This is a genomic window from Serratia sp. TSO36, assembly GCF_057808395.1.
The window spans coordinates 93,787-118,292 of sequence record NZ_JBJZOU010000016.1; the positions used below are offsets into that span (position 1 = coordinate 93,787).

Below are 24,506 nucleotides of genomic sequence, written 5' to 3' on the forward strand. Positions count from 1 at the left end.
AAACGGAGGTCAAATATCAAAAAAAACGGTCTCGTTCTCGCCCTGTAGCCAGATATCGAAATGGTATACCGTCTGATCACCGCGCTGCCGCCTTTGCGCCAATAACGTGCCGCGCCGTTTCTCCCATTCAATGAGGTTCAACACCGGATCTTCAGCGTTCGCCGCCTGCTCGTCGGCGAAGTAAAGACGCGTGTTCAACCCGATGTTGATGCCGCGGGCCACGATCCATAAATTGAGATGAGGCGCCATCAGCCGGCCGTCGCGCCCCATCACTCTGCCCGGTTTGATCGTCTCAAATTGCCACAGGCCGCTGGTGAAATCCGAACAGGTTCGCCCCCAGCCGCGAAAAGCGGGGTCGTCGGGTTTATCTCGTTGGCCGTCGGCGGGATGCTGATATCGCCCGGCGGCGTTGGCCTGCCAGACTTCAACCAGCGCGTCTCGCACCGGCGTGCCGGTACCGTCATAAACATGCCCTTCCACCACGATGCGTTCCCCGCGCGTTTCCGGTTGCGTCAACACATGGGTGAAATTACGCTCAAAAATGTCAAAACCGGCGGCATGCGGCGCCAAACCGATGTGCACATAAGGGCCGGCGGTTTGCGAGGCCGTTTCAGACAAATACTTTTTCATCACGCGGCTCCCTGTGTACGGTTCTCAAACCACGTGGCCCGATGGCCGCGCAGCACCAGATCGAAACGGTAGGCCAGGCTGTCCAGCGGCACGGCGGCGTGCATATCCAGCTCGGCAATCAGCGTGCGCATCGCATCGTCGCTGCCTACCGACTGCAAGATAGGGCAACGAACGAGCAACGGATCGCCTTCGAAATACATCTGCGTGATCAACCGCTGCGCGAACGCCTCGCCGAAGAGCGAGAAGTGAATATGCGCCGGACGCCAGTCGCTGACCTGATTGCGCCAGGGGTACGGGCCCGGCTTGATGGTGCGAAAACAGTAATACCCGTTGTCGTCGGTCAGCATCCTGCCGCAGCCGCCAAAATTGGGATCGATAGGCGCCAGATACTGATCCTTCTTGTGACGATAGCGCCCTCCCGCATTGGCCTGCCATACCTCGACCAGGGCGTTGCGCACCGGCGCCCCGAAGGCATCGCGCACATATCCATGCACGATGATCCGCTCGCCGATCGGTAAGCCGTCTTTGGCGTAGTTCAGAATCAGATCGTGATCAATCGGGCCGATATCCGTTGGCGTGAACACGGGTGCGGTCAGTTCAGACAGCGAGTTTTGCAATGAAATTAATGCATTGCGCGGCGATCGCAGCACGCTGGTTTTATACAGCGGCGCCAGCGCAGGCGGGTGATGGCTGTAATCGCGATGCACCAGTTCTCGCGCCATCCAATCACTTTTCATCCCGGTATCCTTATTATTTGAGGGTACATGTCGACAGAGTGTAGGAAGCGCAATATGTAAAAGTAAAGTGAGAAAACCGATCGCTTTATATAACCAAAAGTCATGGAATGTTCTGAATTGACGAAACATTTCATTTGGTCCATAACAGGTTTCAATTCCCGTCGGTGGTCCGCCTCGCTACTGAATGGTCGCTTTCAGGTCATCCATGACCGCTTAACTGGAGGCAATGATGAAACGTTCTATCGCGACGGTCTCGGTATCGGGCTCGCTGCCGGAAAAACTGCGGGCTATCGCCGCCGCAGGCTTTGATGGCGTCGAAATTTTCGATAACGATCTGGTCTATTACCCCGGTTCACCGGCGCAAATCCGTGAGCTGTGCGCCGAACTGGGCCTGGAAATTTTGCTGTTCCAGCCGTTTCGAGACTTCGAAGGCGGCCCGCGCGAAAGCCTGGCGCAGAACCTTTCACGCGCAGCGCGCAAGTTCGACGTCATGCAGCAATTGGGCTGCTCGCGCATGCTGCTCTGCAGTAATGTCTCGCCCGACAGCAGCGAAGACCTGGCCACGCAAGTGATCGATTTGCGCGCGTTGGCGGAGTTGGCCGCCGAGTATGATATTACTGTCGGTTATGAAGCGCTGGCATGGGGACGTCACGTGAACCTGTGGCGCGACGCCTGGGCGCGGGTTAAGGCCGTAGACCATCCGGCGCTGGGGATCATTCTCGATAGTTTTCATATCCTGTCGCGCGGCGATAATCTTGACGGCCTTGATGAAGTCCCCCCCGAAAAAATTGTGTTTGTACAACTGGCGGACGCCCCGCTACTGAAGATGGACGTGCTCGCCTGGAGCCGCCATTTCCGCTGTTTCCCCGGCCAAGGGGAGCTGAACCTGGCTCAGTTCATGACTCAACTTTCCGCGCATGGCTATCGCGGCGCCTGGTCGCTGGAGATATTTAACGATGGTTTCCGCGCCTCGCCGGTGCTTCCCACGGCTCAGGACGGTTTCCGATCGTTGTTGTGGCTGGAGGAACAAACCTATGACTGGCTGGCCAAACAGCCTCTGCTGCCCAACGCCATGGCCTCGCTCATAGAACATTCATTATTTCATTCAGAAGCGCATCCCCCCTTGCTGGCGCTGGAGTTTATCGAATTTGCCGTCTCGCACAGCGATGGGCTGGCGATGGGCCAATGGCTGACGCAGTTGGGATTGGTTCACGCCGGCGAACACCGCTCCAAAAGCGTCGCCCTCTATCGCAACGGCAAAGTGAATGTCATTCTGAATGCCCAACCGGAAAGTCAGGCCTGCGGCTATTATCACTTGCACGGCATTTCTCTTTGCGCCGTGGCGTGGCGGGTTCGCGGCGTAGCGCGTTTACTGCAACGGGCGCAAGACTACGGTTACGCCCTCTGGCAAGGAGAAACCGGCCCCAACGAGCGGCAAATTCCCGCCCTGTGCGCACCGGACGGCAGCCTGATTTATCTGGTCGAGGCGGACGAAGATCCCAAGAACGATATTTATCACACCGATTTTCATCTGACGCATCGCAGCGCGCCGCCGCCTGCACTGCAGAGCATCGATCACCTCGCGATAGCGCTGACGGACGAATCTTGCGGCAACTGGATCATGTTCCTGCGCAGCGTGCCGGGTTTTGTGCAGGACAACGAGTGGGAACTGCCCGATCCGTTGGGTTTGGTGCGCAGCCGCGTGTTGCGCAGCCCCAACGACGCCATCCGGCTGCCGCTGAATATGTCGGTGAGCCGGGAAACCCAAATCGCCCAGGCATTAACCACCTATCAGGGCGCGGGATTACAGCATGTCGCCTTTGGCTGTAATGATTTGTTCAGCGTAGTGAAAGCGGCTCAGCAGCGTGGATTAAAAACGCTGAGCATCCCCGATAACTACTATCAAGACCTCAGAGCGCGTTTCGATCTTGATCCCGTTTTCCTTTCGCAGCTGCAAGCGTTCAATGTGCTCTACGATCGAGACGAGCAAGGTGGAGAATTACTGCACGTCTATACCGTCGCCTACGAGAAAGGGCGCTTCTTCTTCGAGTTACTGGAACGTCGGGGCGGCTACCGCGGCTTCGGGGCCGTCAACGCCCCGGTTCGGCTCACCGCCATGCGTTAACCGTGCGGGCCATCAAGGCCCGCTCATTCTTTCATCTTACTGAAAAGATTAATGATCACGCTCACACTCTCAACCGCTTCCGGCTCAGACATTCCCACGGCAATCCCTTTTCATAACATAAGGTTAACATTCCACCCTCACTTCCCTCTCACCTCATCGTCCGATAAACGCACATTATTTCGATAATCGACATTTATTGCCCCGCCAACGGCTGCTTATAGTGATGACACTCAACTACTGCACCGGGAGCCCCCCATGTCGGGAAACAACGCAATCAATGTTCGGGCGCTGATCGACAGCCGCCCCTTAGGGAAATGGCAAAAGATGGTCGTGCTGCTCGGCTTTTGCATCATTGCTCTGGATGGATTCGATATCGTTATCATGGGATTTATTGCGCCAGAGCTTAAGGCCGATTGGCAAATCACTAATCGCGAGCTGGGGCTGGTGATCAGCGCGGCGCTGATTGGCCTGTCGCTGGGCGCGATGCTTTCCGGGCCATTGTCAGACAGGTTCGGCCGCAAAGTGGTCATCATCAACAGCGTATTCTTTTTTGGCGTTTGGACGCTGGTGACGGCGTTTTCTCAAAATATGGAGCAGATGATGTTATTTCGCCTGCTCACCGGCTTGGGGCTGGGCGCCGCCATGCCGAATGTCGGCACCCTGGTGGCGGAATTCGCGCCTGCCCGGCGCCGCGCTTTCTTGATTACCGTGGTCTTCTGCGGCTTCACCTTTGGCGCCGCCTTGGGCGGATTCGCCGCCTCTTGGCTAATGCCACGCTTCGGCTGGCATTCCGTGCTGCTGCTCGGCGGGATCTTGCCCCTGCTGTTCGCGCCCGTGCTGATGGCGGCGTTACCCGAATCGGTGTGTTTCCTGGTGGAGAAACGGGCGAAGAACGACGGAATTCAGCGGATTTTGGCGAAACTGGCGCCCGACCTCGATCTTCGGCACAGCACCATCATATTGCCCCCGCCAAACCAGGCCTGCGCGCACCCCATCAAATTAGTGGTGAGCTCGCAGTATCGCTTCGGCAGTTTAATGCTGTGGGGATCGTATTTTTCCGCGCTGTTTCTGTTCTATACGTTGGGCAGCTGGCTGCCGTTGCTGATTAAAGACGGCGGCTTCAACGTCACGCAAGCGGCGATCATCACCGCCCTGTTTCAGGCGGGCGGCACGCTGGGCTCACTGTTTTCCGGCTGGCTGATGGACAGGTCCGAACCGCATCGCGCTTTGGCGTCCATTTATGGGATGGGGGCGCTGTTCACCCTGCTTATGGGGCCGGCGATGGGCTACCCCGTCCTGATGGGAGGCTGCGCGATGGCGATCGGATTCTGCATCGGAGGAGCCAACACCGGCATGAACGCCCTGTCGGCCAGTTTTTATCCCACCGAAGCCCGGGCTACCGGCTCCAGCTGGATGCACGGCATCGGTCGTTTGGGCGCCATATTGAGCGCGCTGGCCGGCGCTGAAATGCTGGCGCTCGGTTGGAGCTTAAGCACCATTTTCACCGTGCTGGCGCTGCCGGCGCTATTGACGGTGGCGATGATCGTCGCCAAAGGGCGCCATCAAGTTCGCCAAGCGGCAGGGCATGGGTATACGGCTTACCTTGACGCACGTTCAAATGACATGCGCTGAACGCGCGGAGTAGCCCCCGTTTGAACAGCGACGACAGGATAGCGGGAATGACATTCCCTCCCTTCCTTTCTTCGGTACAGACGCCTTCCGGCTGCAAACACGCGGCGCCCCAGCCGGAAGGCGCAACGCCACCTCATTCCCCTTTTTAACCGCCTCAGAGAAAAATCACTAAGGAGCTCATATGCAAAAAGCACACAGGACGCGGGACGGGAAAAAGTACCTCCTGTGGTTTCTTGCCGGATTGATGTTCATTATCGGCCTGGCAATCTGCCTTCTCGGCGCCAGATTGGCCTTCGTCGGCGGAACGTTTTATTTCGTGGCGATGGGTCTGGCGATGATTATCGCCGCCGTACTGATTGCCCGGCGCCGTCGCAGCGGCATTATCCTGTACGCGATCGCCTTCGTCGCCTCCCTGTTTTGGGCCGTCGCCGATGCCGGCTGGCATTACTGGCCGCTGTTCTCGCGCCTTTTCACCCTCGGCGTTTTAGCGTTTCTTTGCGCTATCGCCTGGCCATTGATGCCCGGTCATTCGGCCAAAAAAGGCCCGGCTTTCGGCTTAGCGGCGATCCTGGCCATCGGGCTGGGGGTCAGCTTCGGGTGGATGTTCAGATCCCAACCGCTGGTCAGCGCGACGAAAACCATCCCCGTATTTCCAGTAGCCGCCGGCGAGCAACAAAAGAATTGGGAGCACTGGGGAAATACCCCGCACGGCGATCGCTTCGCCGCACTTGATCAAATAAACAAGCAGAACGTTTCCCGCTTGCAGGTGGCCTGGACTGCCCATACCGGCGATCTTCCCGTGAGCAAAGGTTCGGGTGCGGAAGATCAGAATACGCCGTTGCAGGTCGGCGACACGCTTTATGTCTGCACCCCGTACAGTAAAGTGCTGGCTTTAGATGTGGATAGCGGGAAAGAAAAATGGCGTTTCGATCCGCAGGCCGCCTCGCCGAACTGGCAGCGCTGCCGGGGCCTGGGTTACTACGAGGATCACGCCGCTCCTGCAGCAACAGGCTCGAGTCGCCCACCCGCGATCTGTTCGCGTCGTTTGTTCCTGCCCACGATTGACGCCAGACTCATCGCCCTTGATGCCGACACGGGGAAATTGTGCGACGCCTTTGGCGATCGCGGTACCGTCGATCTCGGCAGCGGCATGGGCGAAATCAAACCGGGCTATTATCAACAAACCTCCACGCCGCTGGTGGCCGGAGAAATCGTCGTCGTGGGGGGACGCGTAGCGGACAACTTTTCCACCGATGAGCCTCCCGGCGTTGTTCGAGCTTATGATGTTCACTCCGGCAACCTCGTGTGGGCCTGGGATCCGGGCAACCCTGAACTGAGCGGCCTGCCGCCGGAGGGGCAAACCTATACTCGCGGCACGCCGAATGTCTGGTCAGCCATGTCCTATGACAAGCGGTTGAACCTCATCTATTTACCCACAGGCAACGCGACGCCAGACTTTTTCGGCGGCACTCGCAGCGCGCTGGACGACAAATACAGCTCCGCCGTCGTCGCCATAGACGCCGCTACCGGCAAAGTTCGCTGGCACTATCAGACGACCCACCACGATTTGTGGGACTTCGATCTGCCCTCACAGCCGCTGTTGTTCGATTTGCCCGACGGCAAAGGCGGCATTACGCCGGTTCTGGTGCAAACCAGCAAGCAAGGCATGATTTTCATGCTCAACCGCGTGACCGGCGAGCCCGTCGCGCAAGTTGAAGAACGCCCGGTGCCAACGGGAGCTATCAAGGGTGAACGCTATTCCCCCACCCAGCCGTACTCAGTGGGGATGCCGATGATTGGCAATGAACAACTGAAAGAGTCGGATATGTGGGGCGCAACGCCGATTGACCTGCTGTTATGCCGCATTCAGTTTAAAGAAATGCGCTATCAAGGCATTTTCACCCCGCCGGGTGAAGACCGCGCCCTGCAATACCCAGGCTCCCTGGGAGGAATGAACTGGGGCAGCGTCGCCGTGGATCCCCACAATAACCTGATGTTCGTTAACGACATGCGTCTGGGATTGGCGCATTATTTGGTGCCGCGGGATAAGGTGCCGACCAACGCCAGCGGTATTGAAATGGGGATAGTCCCGATGGAGGGCACCCCGTTCGGGGCCCTGCGAGAACGGTTCCTCTCCCCGCTGGGGATCCCCTGCCAGAAACCGCCGTTCGGCACGATGTCCGCCGTGGACCTGACTACCGGCAAATTGGTGTGGCAGGTCCCTGTCGGGACAGTCGAGGATACCGGGCCGCTCGGCATCAGCATGCATATGCCGATCCCTATCGGCATGCCAACGCTGGGCGCGCCGCTGTCGACGCAGTCGGGTCTTCTGTTTTTCGCCGGCACGCAGGACTTCTATTTACGCGCCTTTGACACCGCCAACGGTAAAGAGATATGGAAATCGCGCTTGCCGGTCGGGAGCCAATCCGGCCCGATGACTTACCTTTCGCCGAAAACCGGCAAACAGTACATTGTCATCAATGCGGGAGGCGCACGCCAATCACCGATGCGCGGCGACTACATTATCGCCTATGCGCTGCCGGACAAGTAATCCCGCACGAGAAATATCAAGGCGCATCGGGTTTACAGAGTGAGTCAATCCCAGCGGCAACGGGCGGCGTCAAACCCGCCCTATCGTTCACAACATGACAAACGGTAAGACGAAAAGACGGTTTGATAACGCCGGCAAAGGGTCGGCACAGGGAAATAAGAACGACAGCCGATAAGAACGGTGGTTTTACTGTGATGGGGATCGTTGAAAGATTTATTCGTAAGTGATTGAATAGTGGCGGAGAGAGGGGGATTTGAACCCCCGGTAGAGTTGCCCCTACTCCAGTTTTCGAGACTGGTCCGTTCAGCCGCTCCGGCATCTCTCCTGACAACGCTTGCTATCATGCCCGCTTTTGCGGCATTTTTACAGCATTAGCATACCGCTGAACGTTCAAGTGATGAGTTTACGAGCAACCTGATGATTAAATGGCCGTGGAAAGCGACTCAACCCTCTCAATCCCAGGCAGACATCGAGGCCCAGTGGCAGGACGCGCTGGCGATCCCGCTGCTGTCGCCGCTGAATGAGCAGGAGCGGCAGCGGCTGGTGGCCGTCGCCGGGCAAATCTTGCAGCAAAAGCGCATCGTGCCGCTGCAGGGGCTGCAGCTCACCTCACAAATGCAGGCGCGCATCGCCCTGCTGTTCGCCCTGCCGGTGCTGGAGCTCGGCGCGGAGTGCCTCGACGGCTTCAACGAAATCCTGCTCTACCCCACCCCGTTCGTGGTGGAAGACGAATGGCAGGACGAAATTGGCCTGGTGCACTCGGGGCCGGTGGTGCAGTCCGGCCAGAGCTGGGAACAAGGGCCGATCGTGCTCAACTGGCAAGACGTGCAGGACTCTTTCGATCTTTCCGGTTTCAATCTGGTGATCCACGAAGCGGTGCACAAGCTGGATATGCGCAACGGCGGCGTCGCCACCGGCGTGCCGCCGATCCCGCTGCGCGAAGTGGCCGCCTGGGAGCACGATCTGCACGCCGCGATGGAAAGTCTGCAGGACGAGATCGACATGGTCGGCGAAGAGGCCGCCAGCATGGACGCCTACGCCGCCACCGATGCGGCCGAGTGCTTCGCCGTGCTGTCGGAGTATTTTTTCAGCGCCCCCGAGCTGCTGGCAGAGCGCTTCCCGGCGCTGTATCAGCACTTTTGCCGCTTCTACCGCCAGGATCCGCTGGCGCGCCTGCTGCGCGGCCAAGCGGAAAACGACGCGCAATGGGCTGACTGACGGGCACATTGCTCAGATACCGAGCAGTCGCACCACTCAAGGCAATTTAGCGTTGACACACCCGGGGCCGCTGGATATGATGCGCCCCGTTCACACGATTCCTCTGTAGTTCAGTCGGTAGAACGGCGGACTGTTAATCCGTATGTCACTGGTTCGAGTCCAGTCAGAGGAGCCATATTTAGAGAAGCCCGCTTAAGGAAACTTAAGCGGGCTTTTTGCTGTTGGGCGTTTACAGCCCGCGTTTTTCCATCAGCAGCGCCAGATCGACCAAGCGGTTGGAGAAGCCCCACTCGTTGTCATACCAGGCGAGCACCTTCACCAGATTGCCGCCGATCACCAGCGTGGACAGGCCGTCGATAATCGACGAGCGCGCATCGCCCCGATAGTCGCTCGACACCAGCGGTTCATCGCTGTACCCCAGGATCCCTTTCAGCGGGCCGGACGCCGCCGCCGCGCGGAAAGCGGCGTTGATCTCCTCCACCGTCGCCGGGCGTTTCAGCGTCACCGTCAGATCGACGATCGAGACGACCGGCACCGGCACCCGCAGCGAATAACCGGTCAACCTGCCGTCGAGATCCGGGATCACCTTGCCGAGCGCCTTGGCCGCGCCGCTGGAGTAAGGCACGATCGACTCCGCCGCCGCCCGCGCGCCGCGCAGATCTTTTTCCGGCTGATCGTGCAGCGCCTGGCTGTTGGTATAGGCGTGAGTGGTGTTCATCAGCCCGTATTCGATGCCGAACGCCTGATGCAGCACCTGCGCGGCGGGCGCCAGCCCGTTGGTGGTGCAGCTGCCGTTGCTGACCACTTTATGCAGCGCCGGATCGTAGAGCTGGTCGTTAACCCCCATGACGATGGTGATGTCGTCGTTCTTGGCCGGCGCTGAGATAATCACCCGCTTAGCGCCGCCGTGCGTGATGTGCACTTCCGCCTTGGCTTTATCGGTAAAGAAGCCCGTCGCTTCGATCACCACGTCCACGCCCACGCTGCGCCAGGGGATCTCGGCGGGATCGCGCTGGGAAAACACCTGAATTGGCCGGCCGTCCAGCAGCAGCCGATTATCGCCGGCTTCCACTTTGGCCGCCAGCGTGCCGGAAAGCGTGTCGTATTTCAGCAGGTGCGCCAGCGTTTTGCTGTCCGTCAGATCGTTGATCGCCACCACTTCAAAATCGCTGCGCCCCAGCGCCGCGCGCAGCACGTTGCGCCCGATCCTGCCGAAGCCGTTAATGCCTACTTTCACCATGATGCTCTCCTCGTTTGGGCTTTGCCTCAAATCTAGCCCTGCCCCGAGACGGCGTAAATGACGTTTAACGATCAATTTACGCCAAATTGCGCGCGTGGAAGCGTTCGCGGTATTCGCTCGGGGTCAGCTGCAGTTTGCGCTCAAACACCCGCCGCAGGTTAAGGCCGTTGCCGAAGCCGGTGGCCAGCGCGATCTGTTCGATGCCCTCCGCACTCTGCTCGAGGCGCTGTCTGGCGGTATGCAACCGCCCCTCTTCGACGAATTTGGCGGGAGAAATGCCCGTCTCGCGGGTGAACACGCGGGTAAAGTTGCGCGGGCTCATCGCCACGCGTTCGGCCAACCGATCGACGCTGAGATCGTCGGCGAGGTTTTCCAGGATCCAGGACTGCAGGTCGCGGATCGGGCCAGGCGATTTGGCCTGGTTGAGCGGGTAGCGGCTGAACTGCGCCTGCCCGCCGGGGCGACGCAGAAACATCACCAGATCCTGCGCCACTTCGCGCGCCTGCACGAAGCCGTAATCGTCCTCCACCAGCGCCAGCGTCAGATCGAAGCCGGAACTGACGCCGCCGGAGGTCCAGATCGGCCCGTCCGGCACGTAGATCGGGCCGTTTTCGACCTGCACCCGCGGAAAGCGCGCCTGCAGCGTTTCCGCCAGCCGCCAGTGGGTAGTCGCCCGCCGCCCGTCCAGCAACCCGGCCTCGGCCAGCAGCAGAGCCCCGCCGCAAACGGAAGCGATACGGCGCGCCTGCGGGGCCGCGCGGCGCAGCCAATCCGCCACCAGGGCCCCCTCTTCTTCCGTCGCCCCCTTGCCGGCAACAATGACGGTATCGCGCGGCAGGGCCGGATCGAGATCCGCCAAGCGATGGTCGGCCAACAGGCTCAGCCCGGACAGGCCGTGTACCACCCGATGGAATTGCGTGGTGGCGACAGCGATCTGATACAGCGGCGCTTCGGCAGGGCTCAGGCGGTTAGCCTGCATCAGGATATCGGCGATGCCCGCCGCTTCGAACAGCATGCCCCCTTCAGGGACGATAATCAGGAATGTATGCATGGCGATAATAAGAAGAACGAGCAAAAAAGGTCAGACAGCCACTGTATAAGAAAAGCCTCGCCGGTTCACCCTGCGGGCATAAAAAAGCCCGCCGGCAAGCGCCGACGGGCCAACAAAGCACTGTCCTCAAGCCTGCGGCAGGCTCACCCCGCCGGCGCGCGCCAATTGCGCCAGCAGCGCCGTTTGAAACGCCTCGTCGTATACCGCCGCGTGAGGTTCGAAGCGCTGTTGATGGTGCCAATAGCCGCCGGACGCCAGAGCCTGCGGCTCATCGCTGCTCACCAGCCACGCCTGCGTCACATGCCCCAGCGCCAGATCGTCTGGCGCATCCGCGCCGCCCATTTTGGTCGGCACCCAGCCGGGATCGACCGCGCTGCTGATCACGTCAGGCCACAGGCGCGCCACGGCGGCGGCCAGCGCGGTGACGAACAGTTTGCTGTCCGAATAGGAGCCGGCTGCGCCGCCGAGCCAGTCCACGCCGCTCAGTTCCGCCACGCCGTCAAAGTGCATGCTGCTGCTCAGATAGACGATACGCTTGGGGCGTTCGATCAGGGCCGTCAGCAGGTAGGGCGCAACGACGTTCACCGGCATCACCTGCGGCCCGGTAAACATACCGGCGTTGTGGATCACCGCGTCCGGGCGGCCGAGGCGGTTGACCTGCTCGGCAAGCTGCCGGATCTGCTGCACATCGGACAGATCGCCAATCGCCGCCTGCGCACCGCGATCCAGCAGATCGCGCACCGCATCCAGACGGCCGGGTTCACGCGCATGCAAAATCACCTGATGCCCTTCGTCCAACAGCGTTTGCGCGGCGGCGCGGCCCAGCCCGTCTACCGAACCGGTAATGAAAATGCGTGACATGCCACTCCTCCGTTTAGCGCCAGCCGAGCGCCGGCGCGACATAGGTTAAAATCGATTCGATGACGTGGGCGTTGTAATCCACGCCCAGCTGGTTAGGCACGGTCAGCAGCAGCGTATCCGCTTCGGCGATGGCCTCGTCCTGCGCCAGCTGCTTGATCAGCTCGTCCGGCTCGGCGGCATAGCTGCGGCCGAAGATCGCCCGGGTCTGCGCGTCGATATACCCCAGTTGATCGCCCTCCTTGCCGCCGCCGCCGAAGTAGTTGCGATCCCGCTGATCCACCAGCGCGAAGATGCTGCGGCTGACGGAAACCCGCGGCTCGCGCGCATGGCCCGCCTCTTGCCAGGCGGCGCGGTAGGCGCGGATCTGCTTGGCCTGCTGGATATGGAAGGGTTCACCGGTTTCGTCGTTCTTGAGCGTCGAGCTTTGCAGGTTCATGCCCAGCTTCGCCGCCCAGACGGCGGTGGCGTTCGAACCGGCGCCCCACCAGATGCGGTCGCGCAGCCCGGCGGAAAACGGCTCCGGCCGCAGCAGCCCGGGCGGATTCGGGAACATCGGCTGAGGATTGGGCTCGGCGAACCCTTCACCGCGCAGCGCTTCCAGGAACACTTCGGTGTGGCGGCGAGCCATGTCCGCGTCGCTCTCGCCGTCGGCCGGGGCATAGCCGAAATAGCGCCAGCCGTCGATCACCTGCTCCGGCGAGCCGCGGCTGATGCCAAGCTGCAGCCGCCCGCCGGCGATCAGATCCGCCGCGCCGGCGTCTTCCACCATGTACAGCGGATTTTCATAACGCATGTCGATCACGCCGGTGCCGATCTCGATGCGTTGGGTTTTGGCGCCGATGGCGGCCAGCAGCGGGAACGGCGACCCCAGCTGGCGTGCGAAGTGGTGTACGCGAAAATAGGCGCCGTCCGCCCCCAGATCTTCGGCGGCGACCGCCAGATCGATGGACTGCAGCAGCGCATCCGCCGCGGAACGGGTGCCGGACTGGGCGGAAGGCGACCAGTGGCCAAACGAGAGAAAACCAATCTTTTTCATCGGGCATCATCCTCAGAGGCAAAATCATCGGCCTACAGTGACAAAAACCGCGCGCCCTGCGCCAGCAAAATCGCCCCCGATCGCACTAAACGAACCGATTGCCGCCGCGCCGCCCGGCGATTGTAATCAAAAAACAAATGTCGTATAACAAGCAGCTCCGAGGGGTGTCCTGTTACGGGCTGAGATGGCGCAAGCCGAACCCTTTGAACCTGATCTGGGTCATGCCAGCGAAGGGACGGTTAGGCAACAACGCTCTCACCCGTTGCCTGTTCATACCCCAGCGTGCCCGGATCTCCACTGACTCAAGGAGGTCCCATGTCCATCACCACCCTGTTCGAAAGCGGTCTTTACGGCCGGCTGCGCCAACAAGCCGGCAGCCACTGGCAGGACTACGTCGATCACCCGTTTCTGCAGCAGCTGGCCGCCGGCACCTTGCCCGAACGCGCGTTTCGCCGCTACCTGACCCAGGACTATCTGTTCCTGCTGCACTTCGCCCGCGCCTACGCGCTGCTGGTCAGCAAGCTGCGCACCCTGCCGGAGATGCGCGCCGCCACCGCCTCGCTCAACGGTATCGTCGCCGAACTGCCGCTGCACGTGGCCTACTGCGCCGAATGGGGGCTAAGCGAAGCGCAGATCGCCTCCCAGCCGGAAGCGGCGGAAACCATGAACTATACCCGCTACGTGCTGGATATCGGCCATGCCGGCGACGCCCTCGATCTGCTGGCCGGCCTGCTGCCCTGCGTGGCCGGCTATGCTGAAATCGGCCTGCGGCTGCTGCACGATCCCGCCACCCAAATAGAGGGCAATCCTTACGCCTCCTGGATCCGCAACTACGGCGACGAGGGCTATCTGGCCGGCGTGCGCGCCGCCATCGAGCTGCTGGAAACCGTCGGCCACCAGCGCGGCGCACCAGGCCGCTTCACCGAGCTGGCGCAGATTTTCACCACCGCCACCCAGCTGGAATCGGCATTTTGGCAAATGGGGCTGAACGCCTCATGACCACCCCGCGTCTCCCGCCCGGCATCCAGGTGCGGGATCTCAGCCTGCGTTTCGGTCAGCAAATCGTCTTCGACCGGCTGAGCTTCGACATCGCCGGCGGCAGCTTCGTCGCCCTGCTCGGCGCCAGCGGCGCCGGCAAAACCAGCCTGCTGAAGATCATCGCCGGCCTGGCGCAGGCCACCTCAGGCACGGTGACCGGCAGCGACGGCCTGCCGATCGCCGGGCGCATCGCCTACATGGGGCAAAAAGACCTGCTCTACCCGTGGCTGAACGTCGAAGAAAACGTCGCCCTCGGCGCGCGGCTGCGCGGCGAAACGCCGGATCGGGCGTGGGCGGCGCACCTGCTGGAGCGCGTGGGCCTGGCCGCTCACGGCCGCAGCCTGCCCGCCGCGCTGTCCGGCGGCATGCGCCAGCGCGCCGCCATCGCCCGCACGCTCTACGAACGCCAGCCGATCGTGCTGATGGATGAACCCTTTTCGGCGCTGGACGCCATCACCCGCGCCGAGATCCAGAGCCTGGCCGCCGAGCTGCTGGCGCAAAACACCGTGCTGCTGATCACCCACGACCCGATGGAAGCCTGCCGCCTGAGCCACCGGCTGCTGGTGCTGTCGCCCTGGCCGCTGGGCCTCGATGATAGCCACCGCATCAGCGGGCAACCGCCGCGTGCGCCGGATGACGCCGGCCTGCTGAAAAGCCAGGCCGAGCTGCTGCAACAGCTGGTGAGGGCCGCGCAATGAATATCGCCAAAGAACGCGGCCTCACCCGCCTGCGGCGCGGGCTGACGGTGTTCGTCGGCCTGCTGCTGCTGTGGTGGCTGGCGGCGCAAAGCGGCATTCCGGCCTTCCTGCTGCCCACGCCGGGCGCGGTGGCGCAGGCGCTGTGGGACGGGCGCGGCTATCTCGCCTGGCACACGCTGATCACCGCTTCGGAGATCGTCAGCGGGCTGGCGCTGGGCGTGCTGCTCGGCGCGGCGCTGGCGCTGTGCATGATCTTCTCGCCGCGCCTGCAGCGCTGGCTGATGCCGCTGGTGCTCACCAGCCAGGCGATACCGGTGTTCGCCCTGGCGCCACTGCTGGTGCTGTGGTTCGGCTTCGGCATGAGCGCCAAGGTGGCGATGGCGGTGCTGGTGATCTTCTTCCCGGTGGTGTCGGCCTTTTTCGACGGGCTGCGCCGGGTCAACAACGACTATCTCGATCTGGCGCGCACGATGCGCGCTTCGCGCTGGGCGCAGCTGCGGCACGTGCGGCTGATGGCGGCGCTGCCGGCCTTCGGCTCCGGCCTGCGCATGGCCGCCGCCGTCGCGCCGATCGGCGCCATCATCGGCGAATGGGTCGGCTCGGCCGAAGGGCTGGGCTACGTGATGCTGAACGCCAACGCGCGCATGCAGACCGACGTCTGCTTCGCCGCGCTGTTTATTTTGGTGCTGATGACCGTGCTGCTGTGGGCCGCGGTGGATGCGCTGCTGCGGCGCCTGATCGCCTGGGCGCCGGAAAACGACTGATGATTGCAACCATAACCAGGGATAAAGGAACGACCATGATCAAACAAACCGTTTGCGGGCTGCTGCTCGGCGCCGCCATCACCGGCCAGGCCGGCGCGGCCGAAAAGCTGACGCTGGTGCTCGACTGGTACATCAACCCCGATCACGCGCCGATTATGGTGGCCGAGCAGATCGGCGCCTTCAAGGCCGCAGGGCTGGACGTCAAGATCGTGCCGCCGTCCGATCCGGCGCTGCCGCCGCGGCTGGTGGCCGCCAAACAGGCCGACCTCGCCATCACCTACCAACCTCAGCTGCATTTCTTCGCCGATCAGGGCCTGCCGCTGATGCGCGTCGGCACGCTGATCAACACGCCGCTGAATACGGTGATCGCGCTGGATAAAAACATCACGTCGCCGGCGGATCTCAAGGGCAAGACGGTGGGTTACTCGGTTAGCGGCATCGAACAGGCGACGCTGGCCACCATGGTCGAACACGAACACCTCAAGCCGCAGGACATCAAGCTCATCAACGTCAACTTCCAGCTGACCAGCGCCCTGCTGGCGGGCCAGGTCGATGCGGTGATCGGCGGCTACCGCAACATCGAAGCGCTGGAGCTGAAGCTGCAGGGCAAGACGCCGGTGGTGTTCAACGTCGAAGATTACGGCGTGCCGGCCTACGACGAGCTGATCATCGTCGCCCACCGCGATGCGGTGAACGAGCCGAAAATCCGCAAGTTCCTCGCCGCGCTGAAGCAAGGCAGCGACTACCTGCACGCGCACCCGCAGGACACCTGGCTGGCGTTCGCCAAGGCGCACCCGGAGCTGAATACCGAGCTGAACAAACAGGCGTGGCAAGCCAGCCTGCCGCTGTTCGCGCGCGATCCGGCCAAGCTGGATCGGGCCCGCTACCAGGCTTACGAACAGTTCCTGTTCGACAACAAGCTGATCAAGAAAATCACTCCGGTGGAACAGTACGCGGTGGAGTTGAACTGATCACGCCGAGGCGGCCGGCGGCGCCACCGTCACCTCACCCTGGCCGCTGCGCTGCAAGGCCGCCTTCACCAGCCCGTTGGCCTTGCAGCGCTCGATAAAATCGTTCACGTAGGCGGCGCCCTGCGTTTTTTGCCGCGGCACCGCCAGCGCCTGGCGGATAGCGGTGAAATGCCCCTCCAGCACCCGGTAGCCGGGATGGGCGGCCGCAGCGGCCAGCAGCGGCTGGCGCACGCCGGCCGCCGCCTCCAGTCCCCGGTCGAAAAACAGCGCGATCGCCTCGGCAGAGGTTGCCGCCCGCACCAGTTGCGCCTGCTGCAGCGTGCGCGATAAAAACAGATCGTACGCCGCCCCCTGGCCGACCGCGATGCGCACCTCCGGCCTGTCGAGCTGCGCCACCTCAAAGTAAGGCGCGTCGTTCGCCACCAGGTAAGTCCCCTCGATGATCACGTACGGCTCGCTGAAGGCAATCTGCGCCGCGCGCACCGGCTCGATGGCCATAAACGCCAGGTTCCAGGCGCCGCTGTCCAGGTCGGCGAACACCTTGCCCGCCGCGTCATAGGTCACCAGTTCGAGCGCCACGCCCAGCTCCTGGGCCAGCGCGGCGGCCAGCTCCACCGAAGCGCCTTGCGGTTTGCCGCCGGCTCCGGCCTGCGCCAGCACCGGATTGCCGTAGTTGATCGCCGCGCGCAACACGCCTTGCGGGGCCAGATCGTCGAGTACCGCGGCGGGAATCGTCTGCATACTTCCTCCTGAATGGCTGATGGGCGCGCCGTCGTGGCGCTCATTAAGCGTAGAGCGAAACCTCGGACCAGCAAGCTTTCGCCGCCGAAGCCGCCGCCGGCGTGATTAACGTCACACTATTGTCATAAAAATGTACAATAGCCGCCGTTCGTCGCCGTAGCGGGAGATCGCGCGTTGTTCCGCCGCCGGCAATAGGCTATACCCTTCACTTTTCGCGCTGCGGCACGCTCGGCGGCGCAGACCAGGGCAGCAACGGTTTTATTTCAATCAGACAGGGTTTGGCGGATGGTTTTAGCAGTCGTTTCGTTTGTTCTCTTTTTGGCGTCGATTTTGATTTATCGCACCCGGGCCGCCGCCAACCGCTGGTGGTTCGCCATTCTGCTGACGCTGCTCGGCAGCTATCTGGTGCTGAACGTCATCCTGATCGCCAGCAACTACTTCACCGGCGACGGCATCACCGACGCGGTGATTTACACCGTCACCAGCAGCCTCAAAGGCGCGGGCATCAGCAAATACGTGCTGCCGTTCATCGGCCTGCTGGCGGCGTTGGGGCTTATCTTCGCGGTGCTGGCTCGCAGCCTGCTGCGCCGCAAGGCCAAAGGCAGCAGCGTGGCCTACAGCATCGTCGCCGTGTTGCTGGCGCTGTTTTCGGTCGGCACCACCCCGGCGTTTCAGGACATCTCGCTGCTGGTCAAGAGCCAGATCGTCGGCGATACCGCCGATTTCAGCACCTACTACAAGGCGCCGAAAAAGACCGTGCAGGGCAAGCGGCCGAACCTGGTGTACATCTATGCCGAGAGCCTGGAGCGCACCTACTTCGATAGCGAGCTGTTTCCCGGCCTGGCCGACGAGCTGAACGCCCTGCGCACGGACAGCATCGATTTCAGCAACACCCAGCAGCTGCCGGGCACCGGCTACACCATCGCCGGCATGGTCGCCTCGCAGTGCGGCATTCCGCTGTTCGCGCCCTTCGACGGCAACGCCTCCAGCGCGGTCTCCACCTTCTACCCGGAGAACGTCTGCCTGGGCGACGTGCTGAAGGCTGCCGGCTACAGCAACTATTTCTATCAGGGCGCCGAGCTGGCGTTTGCCGGTAAAGACACCTTCCTGAAATCCCACGGCTTCGACCACGTTTACGGCTTCAAAGAGCTGCGCGAACAGGTCGCCGATCCGAGCTACAAAAACGACTGGGGCTGGTACGACGACAGCGTGCTGGACGTGGTGTACGGCAAGTTCGTCGAGCTGTCCAAACAGCGCCAACCCTTCTCGCTGTTTACCCTGACCGTCGATACCCATCACCCGGACGGCTTTATCTCCGCCGGCTGCAGCAAGAAAAGTTACGCCTGGCAGAACAAGGAAAACCGCTCGCTGAGCGCAGTGGCCTGCAGCCAGCAACACATCGCCGCGCTGATCGACAAGATCAAACGCTCGCCCTATTTCAGCAACACCGTGATCGTGGTGTCCTCCGATCATCTGGCGATGAACAACACCGCCTACGACATCCTGACCAAACAGAAGCGCCGCAACCTGTTCTTCATCATCGACGGCACCCGGCCGCTGGCGGAACAGCGCAACGAGAAGCGCAGCACGCTGGACAACGGCGCCACGGTGCTGGACGTGATGGGCGGCGACAACTACATCGGCCTCGGCCGCAGCAGCCTGTCGGCGCCGTCGCTGTCTACGGTGTTCCTGAACATCGAAGAGAAAATCAACGGCTGGAAACCGGCGGTGATCAACCAGTGGGGCCTGCCGAACCGCATCAGCGACTACAGCGTGGACACGCGCCAGCGCAGCCTCAGCTTCTCCGGCGTCACCTACAAGGTGCCGTTCATCCTGCGGGTGGGCGACAACCGCATCGAACCGATGTTCAACGTCTACCTCTCCACCCCGCTGCGCAAGCAGCTGGCCGGGCTGGGCGCGGGGGAGAAATTCGTCTGGGCCGATAAATGCTACGAGATCGGCCGGGTCTGGGCGCCGCAGCTGGCGCTGAGCACCGACATCTGCGTGGCCTCCGGCACCCTGGCCTCGCCGCCGCAGATCGTGCAGGCCAGCGGCGAACGCTTCCGCGGTAAGGTGAGCTTTACTGGCCCGGCCGCGGACAGCGTCGCCGATTACCAAAACGCCGTCGCTCGCCTGCAGGTGGACGACGCCGCGATGAAGTACCGGGCGGACAGCATCGAGTTCATGCTGCCCGGCCTGCCGGAGCAGGTGAAGGCCATCACCGGCGTTTCCGCCGTCGAGGAGTGGGGCCGCTGGTCCGACGCCAACCTGGCGCCGGCGGTCGACATCGATTACGTCGATCCGCTGCCGCAGAGCTTCGATCTGGTGCTGCGCGCCCGCGCCTATGGCAATAACGTCGGCGAACCGATTTCGGTGCGCGTCGGCGACGAAGAGCGCTTCGTGTCGCTCGGCGAACAGGACAGCACCGTCACCCTGCGCTTCGACAACCCGCGCGGCGCGCAGAAGATCAGCATTACCCCGCCGGCGCCGACCGAGCCGAAAGAGAGCGCCAGCGGCGGCTTCACGCCGAAAAAGCTGGGCATCGGCCTGGTGTCGCTGAAGGTCGAGGCGGCCGCCCCCGCCTCCTGATCCCCATGCCTTCACGGGCGCGGTATTTTCTTTGCCGCGCCCGTCATTTCGACCAAGCTTTTACGCCTTTCTTCGGCTAACCTGTGACGGTAAAACGCCGCAACCCCGCTACAGAGCCGGGACATCCAAGGAGAAAGTATGAGCTATGCCCCACCTCGCAGCGGCCTCAGCGCCGATCAGGCACTCGATCAACTGGAAGCCCTGTATGACGCCGCGGTAGACGCGCTGCGTCAGGCGGTCAGCGACTTTATCAGCCACGGCACGCTGCCGGATGCGCAGGCGCGCGCCGCCGGGCTGTTCGTGTATCCCGAGCTGCGCGTCAGCTGGGACGGGCAGCAGTCCGGCCCGAACAAAACCCGCGCCTTCGGCCGCTTTACCCATCCCGGCAGCTACAGCACCACCGTGACCCGGCCGCAGCTGTTCCGCCACTATCTGGCCGAACAGCTGGCGATGCTGGAGCACGATTATGCCGCCCATATCGAAGTGGCGCCGTCGCAGCAGGAGATCCCGTTCCCTTACGTGATCGACGGCTCCAGCCTGGCGCTCGATCGCTCAATGAGCGCCGGTATCGCGCAGCATTTCCCCACCACCGAGCTGGCGCAGATCGGTGACGAAACCGCCGACGGCCTGTACCACACCACCGACAACCATTTCCCGCTGTCGCATTTCGATGCGCTGCGCGCGGATTTCTCGCTGGCGCGGCTGCGGCACTACACCGGCACGCCGGTGGAACACTTCCAGCCGTTCGTGCTGTTCACCAACTACACCCGCTATGTAGATGAGTTCGTGCGCTGGGCCTGCGCCCAGATCGCCGATCCGGCCAACCCCTACATCGCCCTCTCCAGCGCCGGCGGCACCTACATCACGCCGGAAACCCGCGCCCCAGAGCAGACAGTGTCCGATCTGGCGTGGAAAAACCACCAGATGCCGGCCTATCACCTGATCTCGCGCACCGGCCAGGGCATTACGCTGATCAACATCGGCGTCGGTCCGTCCAACGCCAAAACCATCTGCGATCACCTGGCGGTGCTGCGCCCGAGCGCCTGGCTGATGATCGGCCACTGCGGCGGCCTGCGCGAAAGCCAGAAGATCGGCGATTACGTGCTGGCCCACGCCTATCTGCGCGACGATCACGTGCTGGATGCGGTGCTGCCGCCGGATATTCCGATCCCGAGCATCGCCGAGGTGCAGCGCGCCCTGTACGACGCCACCAAGATGGTCAGCGGCATGCCCGGCGAAGAGGTCAAACAGCGTTTGCGCACCGGCACCGTGGTCACCACCGACGATCGCAACTGGGAGCTGCGCTATTCCGCTTCGGCGCGGCGCTTCAACCTCAGCCGCGCGGTGGCGGTCGACATGGAGAGCGCCACCATCGCCGCCCAGGGTTACCGCTTCCGGGTGCCGTACGGCACGCTGCTGTGCGTCTCCGACAAACCGCTGCACGGCGAAATAAAACTGCCGGGCCAGGCCAACCGCTTCTACGAGGGGGCGATCTCCGAGCACCTGCAGATCGGCATCTGGGCTATCGATCTGTTGCGCGCCGAGGGCGATCGCCTGCACTCGCGCAAGCTGCGCACCTTCAACGAGCCGCCGTTCCGGTAACGGTTCTCAGGCCCGCTGCGGCGGGCCATTTTTTCCTTAACGCACCAACGCCAGCGCGCGCTTCTCCTGGCTGCGGCCGCCGGCGATCGACAGCAGCAGGTCTTTGACCAGCAGCGCCGGGGCGGACAGCGCCTGTTGACCCGACATGCACAGCGACAGCGGCACCGACATCGTCGGCGCATTGATGCGCGCCATCCAGGCCTTGGCCGGGCCGATCATCGCGCGCGCCACCGATTCCGGCAGCACGGTCGCCCCCAGCCCGCTGGCGATCGCGGCGCTCAGCGCGCCCGAGGATTCGATCTCCCCCACCACGTTGACAGCCAGCTTGCGCAGTGCCATCGCCTCTTCCAGCTGATTGCGCACCGCATCGCCCTCGCGCGGCAGGAACAGGTTTAGCCGCGCCACGTCCAGCAGCTCGACGCTGTTGCCGGGATGCGGCACCGCGCGCGTCGCCACCAGATAAAGATCTTCTCGCATCAGTGCGATGGCGTGCAGCCCGGCGGGCATTTTGGCGCCGTAGACCATCGCCATGTCCAGCGTCTGGTTAGCCACCTGCCCGGCCAGCGCCGCGCCGCCGTTTTCATGCAGGCTGAGCAGGATACCCGGCTGCTGATCGCGCAGGCTCTGCAGCAGCGGCAACGCCAACTGCGCCGCGGTGCTGCCCGACGCCAGCCCGAGAGACACCTGGCCGCTCATCGCCTGCCCGGCGCTGTTGACCGCGCTCTGCGCCTGCTCGCACTGGCGCAGAATGGTTTGCGCGTGGGCATACAGAATGTTGCCGGCCTCGGTCGGCTGCACCCCGCGCTTGGTGCGGATCAGCAGCTGTTGCTTCAGCTCCCCCTCCAGCGTCGCCAACTGCTGGCTGAGCGCCGGCTGGGCGATGTGCAACACCTCCGCCGCCTGGGTCAGGCTGCCGATATCGACGATTTTCACGAAGTACTTCAGACGTCTGAAATTCATAGTGCCTCCAGCGAGCCGCTAAATTGAGAATGCCGAAATCCGGTCAGGCAACCACAGCAAGATCCAGGCCAGAGTCGGTAAACGGCCACGGAAGCGGGATATACGGCGGTCAACGGCCGTTCGCCGGGCGGCGCGCGCCACCGCGCAGGGCAGCCGTTGCACCATCGGCAGGCAAATGCGTCAAACAACGGGCAACCCGGCGGCGCTGCGCGCGGGATAAACGACAAAAGCGAGAAAAAGCAGCAGGTTGGGCAATCTTGCAGCAAACGAACGCGTCGGGCGCTTTCACGCTTTACAAGCCGCAACCGCCCCGCTATTATTCGCCCCGTTCACACGATTCCTCTGTAGTTCAGTCGGTAGAACGGCGGACTGTTAATCCGTATGTCACTGGTTCGAGTCCAGTCAGAGGAGCCATATTTAGAGAAGCCCGCTCAGGGAAACCCGAGCGGGCTTTTTGCTTTCTGCCGCCGTCAAAAGCTGCGTTTCGCCACCAGATAGGCGCCCGCCACCAGCAGCAGGGCGCCGAACAGCGCCGGCAGATTGTCGCGCAGCGCCGCCGGGCCGGTGCGGTAGACGTCCACCAGCAGCCCCATGCACAGCTGGCTGGCGACCAGGATCGAGATGGTGGCCGCCGCGCCCAGTTTTTGGTAGCCCAGGATGCCGGCGAACACGAACAGCGATCCCAACAGCCCCGGCAGCAGCATCCACCACCTGGCGGCGCCGGTCACTTCCGCCACCGCGCCGAGGCCGTTTTTGGCCAGCAACAACCCCACCAGCAGCAGCAAACCGACGCTGGAGTTGATCACCAGCGTGATAAGGATGGTCGAGACGCTTTCGGTAATGCGCACCATCAGCAGATTCTGCACCACCAGCCCCATTCCCGCCGCGATCAGCAGCAACAGCATATTCATCGCCCTGTCTCCCCGGATCAGCGCGCCGGCGGCGCCGTTCGCTCGTCGAGCGTCAGCTGCAGGAAAGTCAGATCCAGCCATTGACCAAATTTGGCGCCCACCTGTTCCATGCGCCCCACCTCGCGGAACCCCAGCGCCAGATGCAGTTGAATGGAGGCCTGATTGCCGGATTCGATACCGGCCACCATCACGTGCTTGCCGATCTCACGCGCCCGTGCGATCAGGGCGATCAACAGCGCTTTGCCAATCCCTTCACCGCGATGCGCCTGATGGACATACACCGAGTGTTCTACGGTATGGCGATAGCCGTCCCAGGCGCGCCAGTCGCCGAACGACGCGTAGCCGATCGCCTCGTCCGCGCCGTTCACCGCCACCAGCACCGGGTAGCCCGCCGCCTGCCGTTCGCCGATCCACGCCGCGCGGTTGGCCGCATCCACGGTTTGTTCATTCCAGATGGCGGTGCTGTTCAACACCGCGTCGTTATAGATGGCGGCAATCGCCGCGCTATCGTTGAGCGTCGCATTTCGTATAATCATGGTTTACCCCGGCCAATTGTCCACTATAATACTACGATATGAATATTAAATTAGACAATCTAAATCAGCTGATCGGCGCACGCATTCGCCTTGAGCGCGAGGCGCGCCACTGGTCGCTGTCCGATCTGGCCGAGCAGGCAGGCGTCTCACGGGCGATGGTTCATAAGATCGAGCGCGGCGAGAGCAGCCCGACGGCGATGCTGCTGGCCAGGCTGGCGGGGGCGTTCGGCCTCAGCATGTCCAAGATGATCGCCCGGGCGGAAACGCAGGAAGGCCGGCTGCTGCGCCGGGAAGATCAGCCGGTCTGGGTCGATCCGGAGAGCGGCTACGTGCGGCGCCACGTGTCGCCGCGCACCGATCTGCCGCTCGATCTGGTGCGTATCGAACTGCCGGCCGGCGCGACGATCCCGATGCCGGCTTCGGTGTATGCCTTTAAGCGCCAGCTGATCTGGGTCTTATCCGGCGAGTTGGTCTTTGTGGAAGGTGACGCGCGCCATGACATGGCCGAGGGAGACTGCCTGGAGCTCGGCCCACCGGCGGACTGCCGCTTTGAAAACCAGAGCGATCAACCGTGCGTGTATATGGTGGCGGTGCTGAGCGCCGCCTGATGTCCCG

General features: G+C 62.5%; 21 protein-coding genes, 3 tRNA genes and 1 riboswitch. Of the genes, 13 read left to right on the top strand and 11 right to left on the bottom strand.

Features of this window, described 5'->3' with window-relative positions; translation table 11 throughout:
• Positions 1-9 precede the first annotated feature (9 nt).
• Together pcaG and pcaH are read right to left on the bottom strand one after the other, a co-directional pair.
• Entirely contained in the window at positions 10-630 is a 621-nt protein-coding gene (pcaG, locus tag ACK3CV_RS16290; RefSeq protein ID WP_033635143.1) for a protocatechuate 3,4-dioxygenase subunit alpha, read from the bottom strand.
• Positions 630-1,367, bottom strand: a complete 738-nt coding sequence (gene pcaH / locus ACK3CV_RS16295; RefSeq protein ID WP_164140908.1) for a protocatechuate 3,4-dioxygenase subunit beta — start codon at positions 1,365-1,367, stop codon at positions 630-632. The genes pcaG and pcaH overlap by 1 nt, the downstream gene beginning before the upstream one ends.
• A 229-nt stretch (positions 1,368-1,596) precedes the next feature.
• On the opposite strand from pcaH, the gene ACK3CV_RS16300 reads away from it, so the two are divergent.
• The 3 genes from ACK3CV_RS16300 (at position 1,597) to ACK3CV_RS16310 (ending at position 7,675) form a co-directional block, all read left to right on the top strand.
• On the top strand, positions 1,597-3,492 hold the full coding sequence (locus tag ACK3CV_RS16300) for a bifunctional sugar phosphate isomerase/epimerase/4-hydroxyphenylpyruvate dioxygenase family protein (RefSeq protein WP_489009876.1): 1,896 nt from the start codon (positions 1,597-1,599) through the stop codon (positions 3,490-3,492).
• A 255-nt stretch (positions 3,493-3,747) separates the two neighbouring features.
• Positions 3,748-5,124 carry an MFS transporter gene (locus ACK3CV_RS16305; RefSeq protein ID WP_049197318.1) on the top strand — a complete coding sequence of 459 codons (1,377 nt, stop codon included), beginning with the start codon at positions 3,748-3,750 and terminating at the stop codon, positions 5,122-5,124.
• A gap of 181 nt (positions 5,125-5,305) precedes the next feature.
• Positions 5,306-7,675: a glucose/quinate/shikimate family membrane-bound PQQ-dependent dehydrogenase gene (locus ACK3CV_RS16310; protein WP_049211382.1), complete on the top strand. Its 2,370-nt coding sequence runs from the start codon at positions 5,306-5,308 to the stop codon at positions 7,673-7,675.
• Positions 7,676-7,910: 235 nt separating this feature from the next.
• On the opposite strand, the gene ACK3CV_RS16315 is transcribed toward ACK3CV_RS16310, so the two are convergent.
• Positions 7,911-8,000 (bottom strand) — tRNA-Ser (locus ACK3CV_RS16315).
• Between the two features lie 92 nt (positions 8,001-8,092).
• On the opposite strand from ACK3CV_RS16315, the gene mtfA reads away from it, so the two are divergent.
• Together mtfA and ACK3CV_RS16325 are read left to right on the top strand one after the other, a co-directional pair.
• Entirely contained in the window at positions 8,093-8,893 is an 801-nt protein-coding gene (gene mtfA, locus ACK3CV_RS16320) for a DgsA anti-repressor MtfA (RefSeq protein WP_033635147.1), read from the top strand.
• 99 nt (positions 8,894-8,992) lie between these two features.
• Positions 8,993-9,068, top strand: a tRNA-Asn gene (locus ACK3CV_RS16325).
• Positions 9,069-9,122: 54 nt separating this feature from the next.
• Here ACK3CV_RS16325 and gap read toward each other — a convergent pair.
• The 4 genes from gap to ACK3CV_RS16345 form a co-directional block, all read right to left on the bottom strand.
• A complete protein-coding gene (gap, locus tag ACK3CV_RS16330; protein ID WP_049196736.1) occupies positions 9,123-10,133 on the bottom strand; it encodes a type I glyceraldehyde-3-phosphate dehydrogenase in 1,011 nt (336 codons plus the stop codon).
• A 76-nt stretch (positions 10,134-10,209) separates the two neighbouring features.
• Positions 10,210-11,184: a GlxA family transcriptional regulator gene (locus ACK3CV_RS16335; protein WP_489009877.1), complete on the bottom strand. Its 975-nt coding sequence runs from the start codon at positions 11,182-11,184 to the stop codon at positions 10,210-10,212.
• 126 nt (positions 11,185-11,310) lie between these two features.
• The gene (locus tag ACK3CV_RS16340) at positions 11,311-12,045 is read right to left on the bottom strand and encodes an SDR family NAD(P)-dependent oxidoreductase (RefSeq protein ID WP_103798387.1); all 735 of its coding nucleotides are present in this window, start codon (positions 12,043-12,045) and stop codon (positions 11,311-11,313) included.
• A gap of 13 nt (positions 12,046-12,058) precedes the next feature.
• The gene (locus tag ACK3CV_RS16345) at positions 12,059-13,081 is read right to left on the bottom strand and encodes an LLM class flavin-dependent oxidoreductase (RefSeq protein WP_164140916.1); all 1,023 of its coding nucleotides are present in this window, start codon (positions 13,079-13,081) and stop codon (positions 12,059-12,061) included.
• A gap of 150 nt (positions 13,082-13,231) precedes the next feature.
• Positions 13,232-13,334, top strand: a riboswitch (TPP riboswitch).
• A gap of 62 nt (positions 13,335-13,396) precedes the next feature.
• On the opposite strand from ACK3CV_RS16345, the gene ACK3CV_RS16350 reads away from it, so the two are divergent.
• Genes ACK3CV_RS16350 through ACK3CV_RS16365 form a run of 4 tightly spaced genes read left to right on the top strand, consistent with a single transcriptional unit; the run spans position 13,397 to position 16,552 of the window.
• Positions 13,397-14,080, top strand: coding sequence for a TenA family protein (locus ACK3CV_RS16350; RefSeq protein ID WP_489009878.1), 684 nt, complete (start codon positions 13,397-13,399; stop codon positions 14,078-14,080).
• A complete protein-coding gene (locus tag ACK3CV_RS16355; RefSeq protein WP_164037729.1) occupies positions 14,077-14,817 on the top strand; it encodes an ABC transporter ATP-binding protein in 741 nt (246 codons plus the stop codon). The genes ACK3CV_RS16350 and ACK3CV_RS16355 overlap by 4 nt, the downstream gene beginning before the upstream one ends.
• A complete protein-coding gene (locus ACK3CV_RS16360) occupies positions 14,814-15,581 on the top strand; it encodes an ABC transporter permease (RefSeq protein ID WP_041035801.1) in 768 nt (255 codons plus the stop codon). The genes ACK3CV_RS16355 and ACK3CV_RS16360 overlap by 4 nt, the downstream gene beginning before the upstream one ends.
• Positions 15,582-15,616: 35 nt before the next feature.
• Positions 15,617-16,552, top strand: coding sequence for an ABC transporter substrate-binding protein (locus ACK3CV_RS16365; protein WP_041035803.1), 936 nt, complete (start codon positions 15,617-15,619; stop codon positions 16,550-16,552).
• On the opposite strand, the gene ACK3CV_RS16370 is transcribed toward ACK3CV_RS16365, so the two are convergent.
• A complete protein-coding gene (locus tag ACK3CV_RS16370; protein ID WP_103773487.1) occupies positions 16,553-17,293 on the bottom strand; it encodes a transporter substrate-binding domain-containing protein in 741 nt (246 codons plus the stop codon).
• 285 nt (positions 17,294-17,578) lie between these two features.
• Here ACK3CV_RS16370 and opgB point away from each other — a divergent pair, with 285 nt between their 5' ends.
• Complete coding sequence (gene opgB / locus ACK3CV_RS16375; RefSeq protein ID WP_164037732.1) at positions 17,579-19,882, top strand: phosphatidylglycerol--membrane-oligosaccharide glycerophosphotransferase; 2,304 nt, start codon at positions 17,579-17,581, stop codon at positions 19,880-19,882.
• 138 nt (positions 19,883-20,020) lie between these two features.
• Positions 20,021-21,484, top strand: a complete 1,464-nt coding sequence (locus tag ACK3CV_RS16380; protein WP_164037736.1) for an AMP nucleosidase — start codon at positions 20,021-20,023, stop codon at positions 21,482-21,484.
• 36 nt (positions 21,485-21,520) lie between these two features.
• Here the strand turns inward: ACK3CV_RS16380 and nac are convergent, their stop codons facing one another.
• Positions 21,521-22,444, bottom strand: coding sequence for a nitrogen assimilation transcriptional regulator NAC (gene nac, locus ACK3CV_RS16385; RefSeq protein WP_041035809.1), 924 nt, complete (start codon positions 22,442-22,444; stop codon positions 21,521-21,523).
• Between the two features lie 338 nt (positions 22,445-22,782).
• Here nac and ACK3CV_RS16390 point away from each other — a divergent pair.
• A tRNA-Asn gene (locus ACK3CV_RS16390) sits at positions 22,783-22,858 on the top strand.
• Between the two features lie 56 nt (positions 22,859-22,914).
• Here the strand turns inward: ACK3CV_RS16390 and ACK3CV_RS16395 are convergent.
• On the bottom strand, positions 22,915-23,355 hold the full coding sequence (locus tag ACK3CV_RS16395) for a DMT family transporter (protein ID WP_164037738.1): 441 nt from the start codon (positions 23,353-23,355) through the stop codon (positions 22,915-22,917).
• A gap of 17 nt (positions 23,356-23,372) precedes the next feature.
• A complete protein-coding gene (locus ACK3CV_RS16400) occupies positions 23,373-23,891 on the bottom strand; it encodes a GNAT family N-acetyltransferase (protein WP_049197356.1) in 519 nt (172 codons plus the stop codon).
• 38 nt (positions 23,892-23,929) lie between these two features.
• Here ACK3CV_RS16400 and ACK3CV_RS16405 point away from each other — a divergent pair, with 38 nt between their 5' ends.
• A complete protein-coding gene (locus ACK3CV_RS16405; protein ID WP_164037740.1) occupies positions 23,930-24,499 on the top strand; it encodes a helix-turn-helix domain-containing protein in 570 nt (189 codons plus the stop codon).
• Positions 24,500-24,506: the final 7 nt, after the last annotated feature.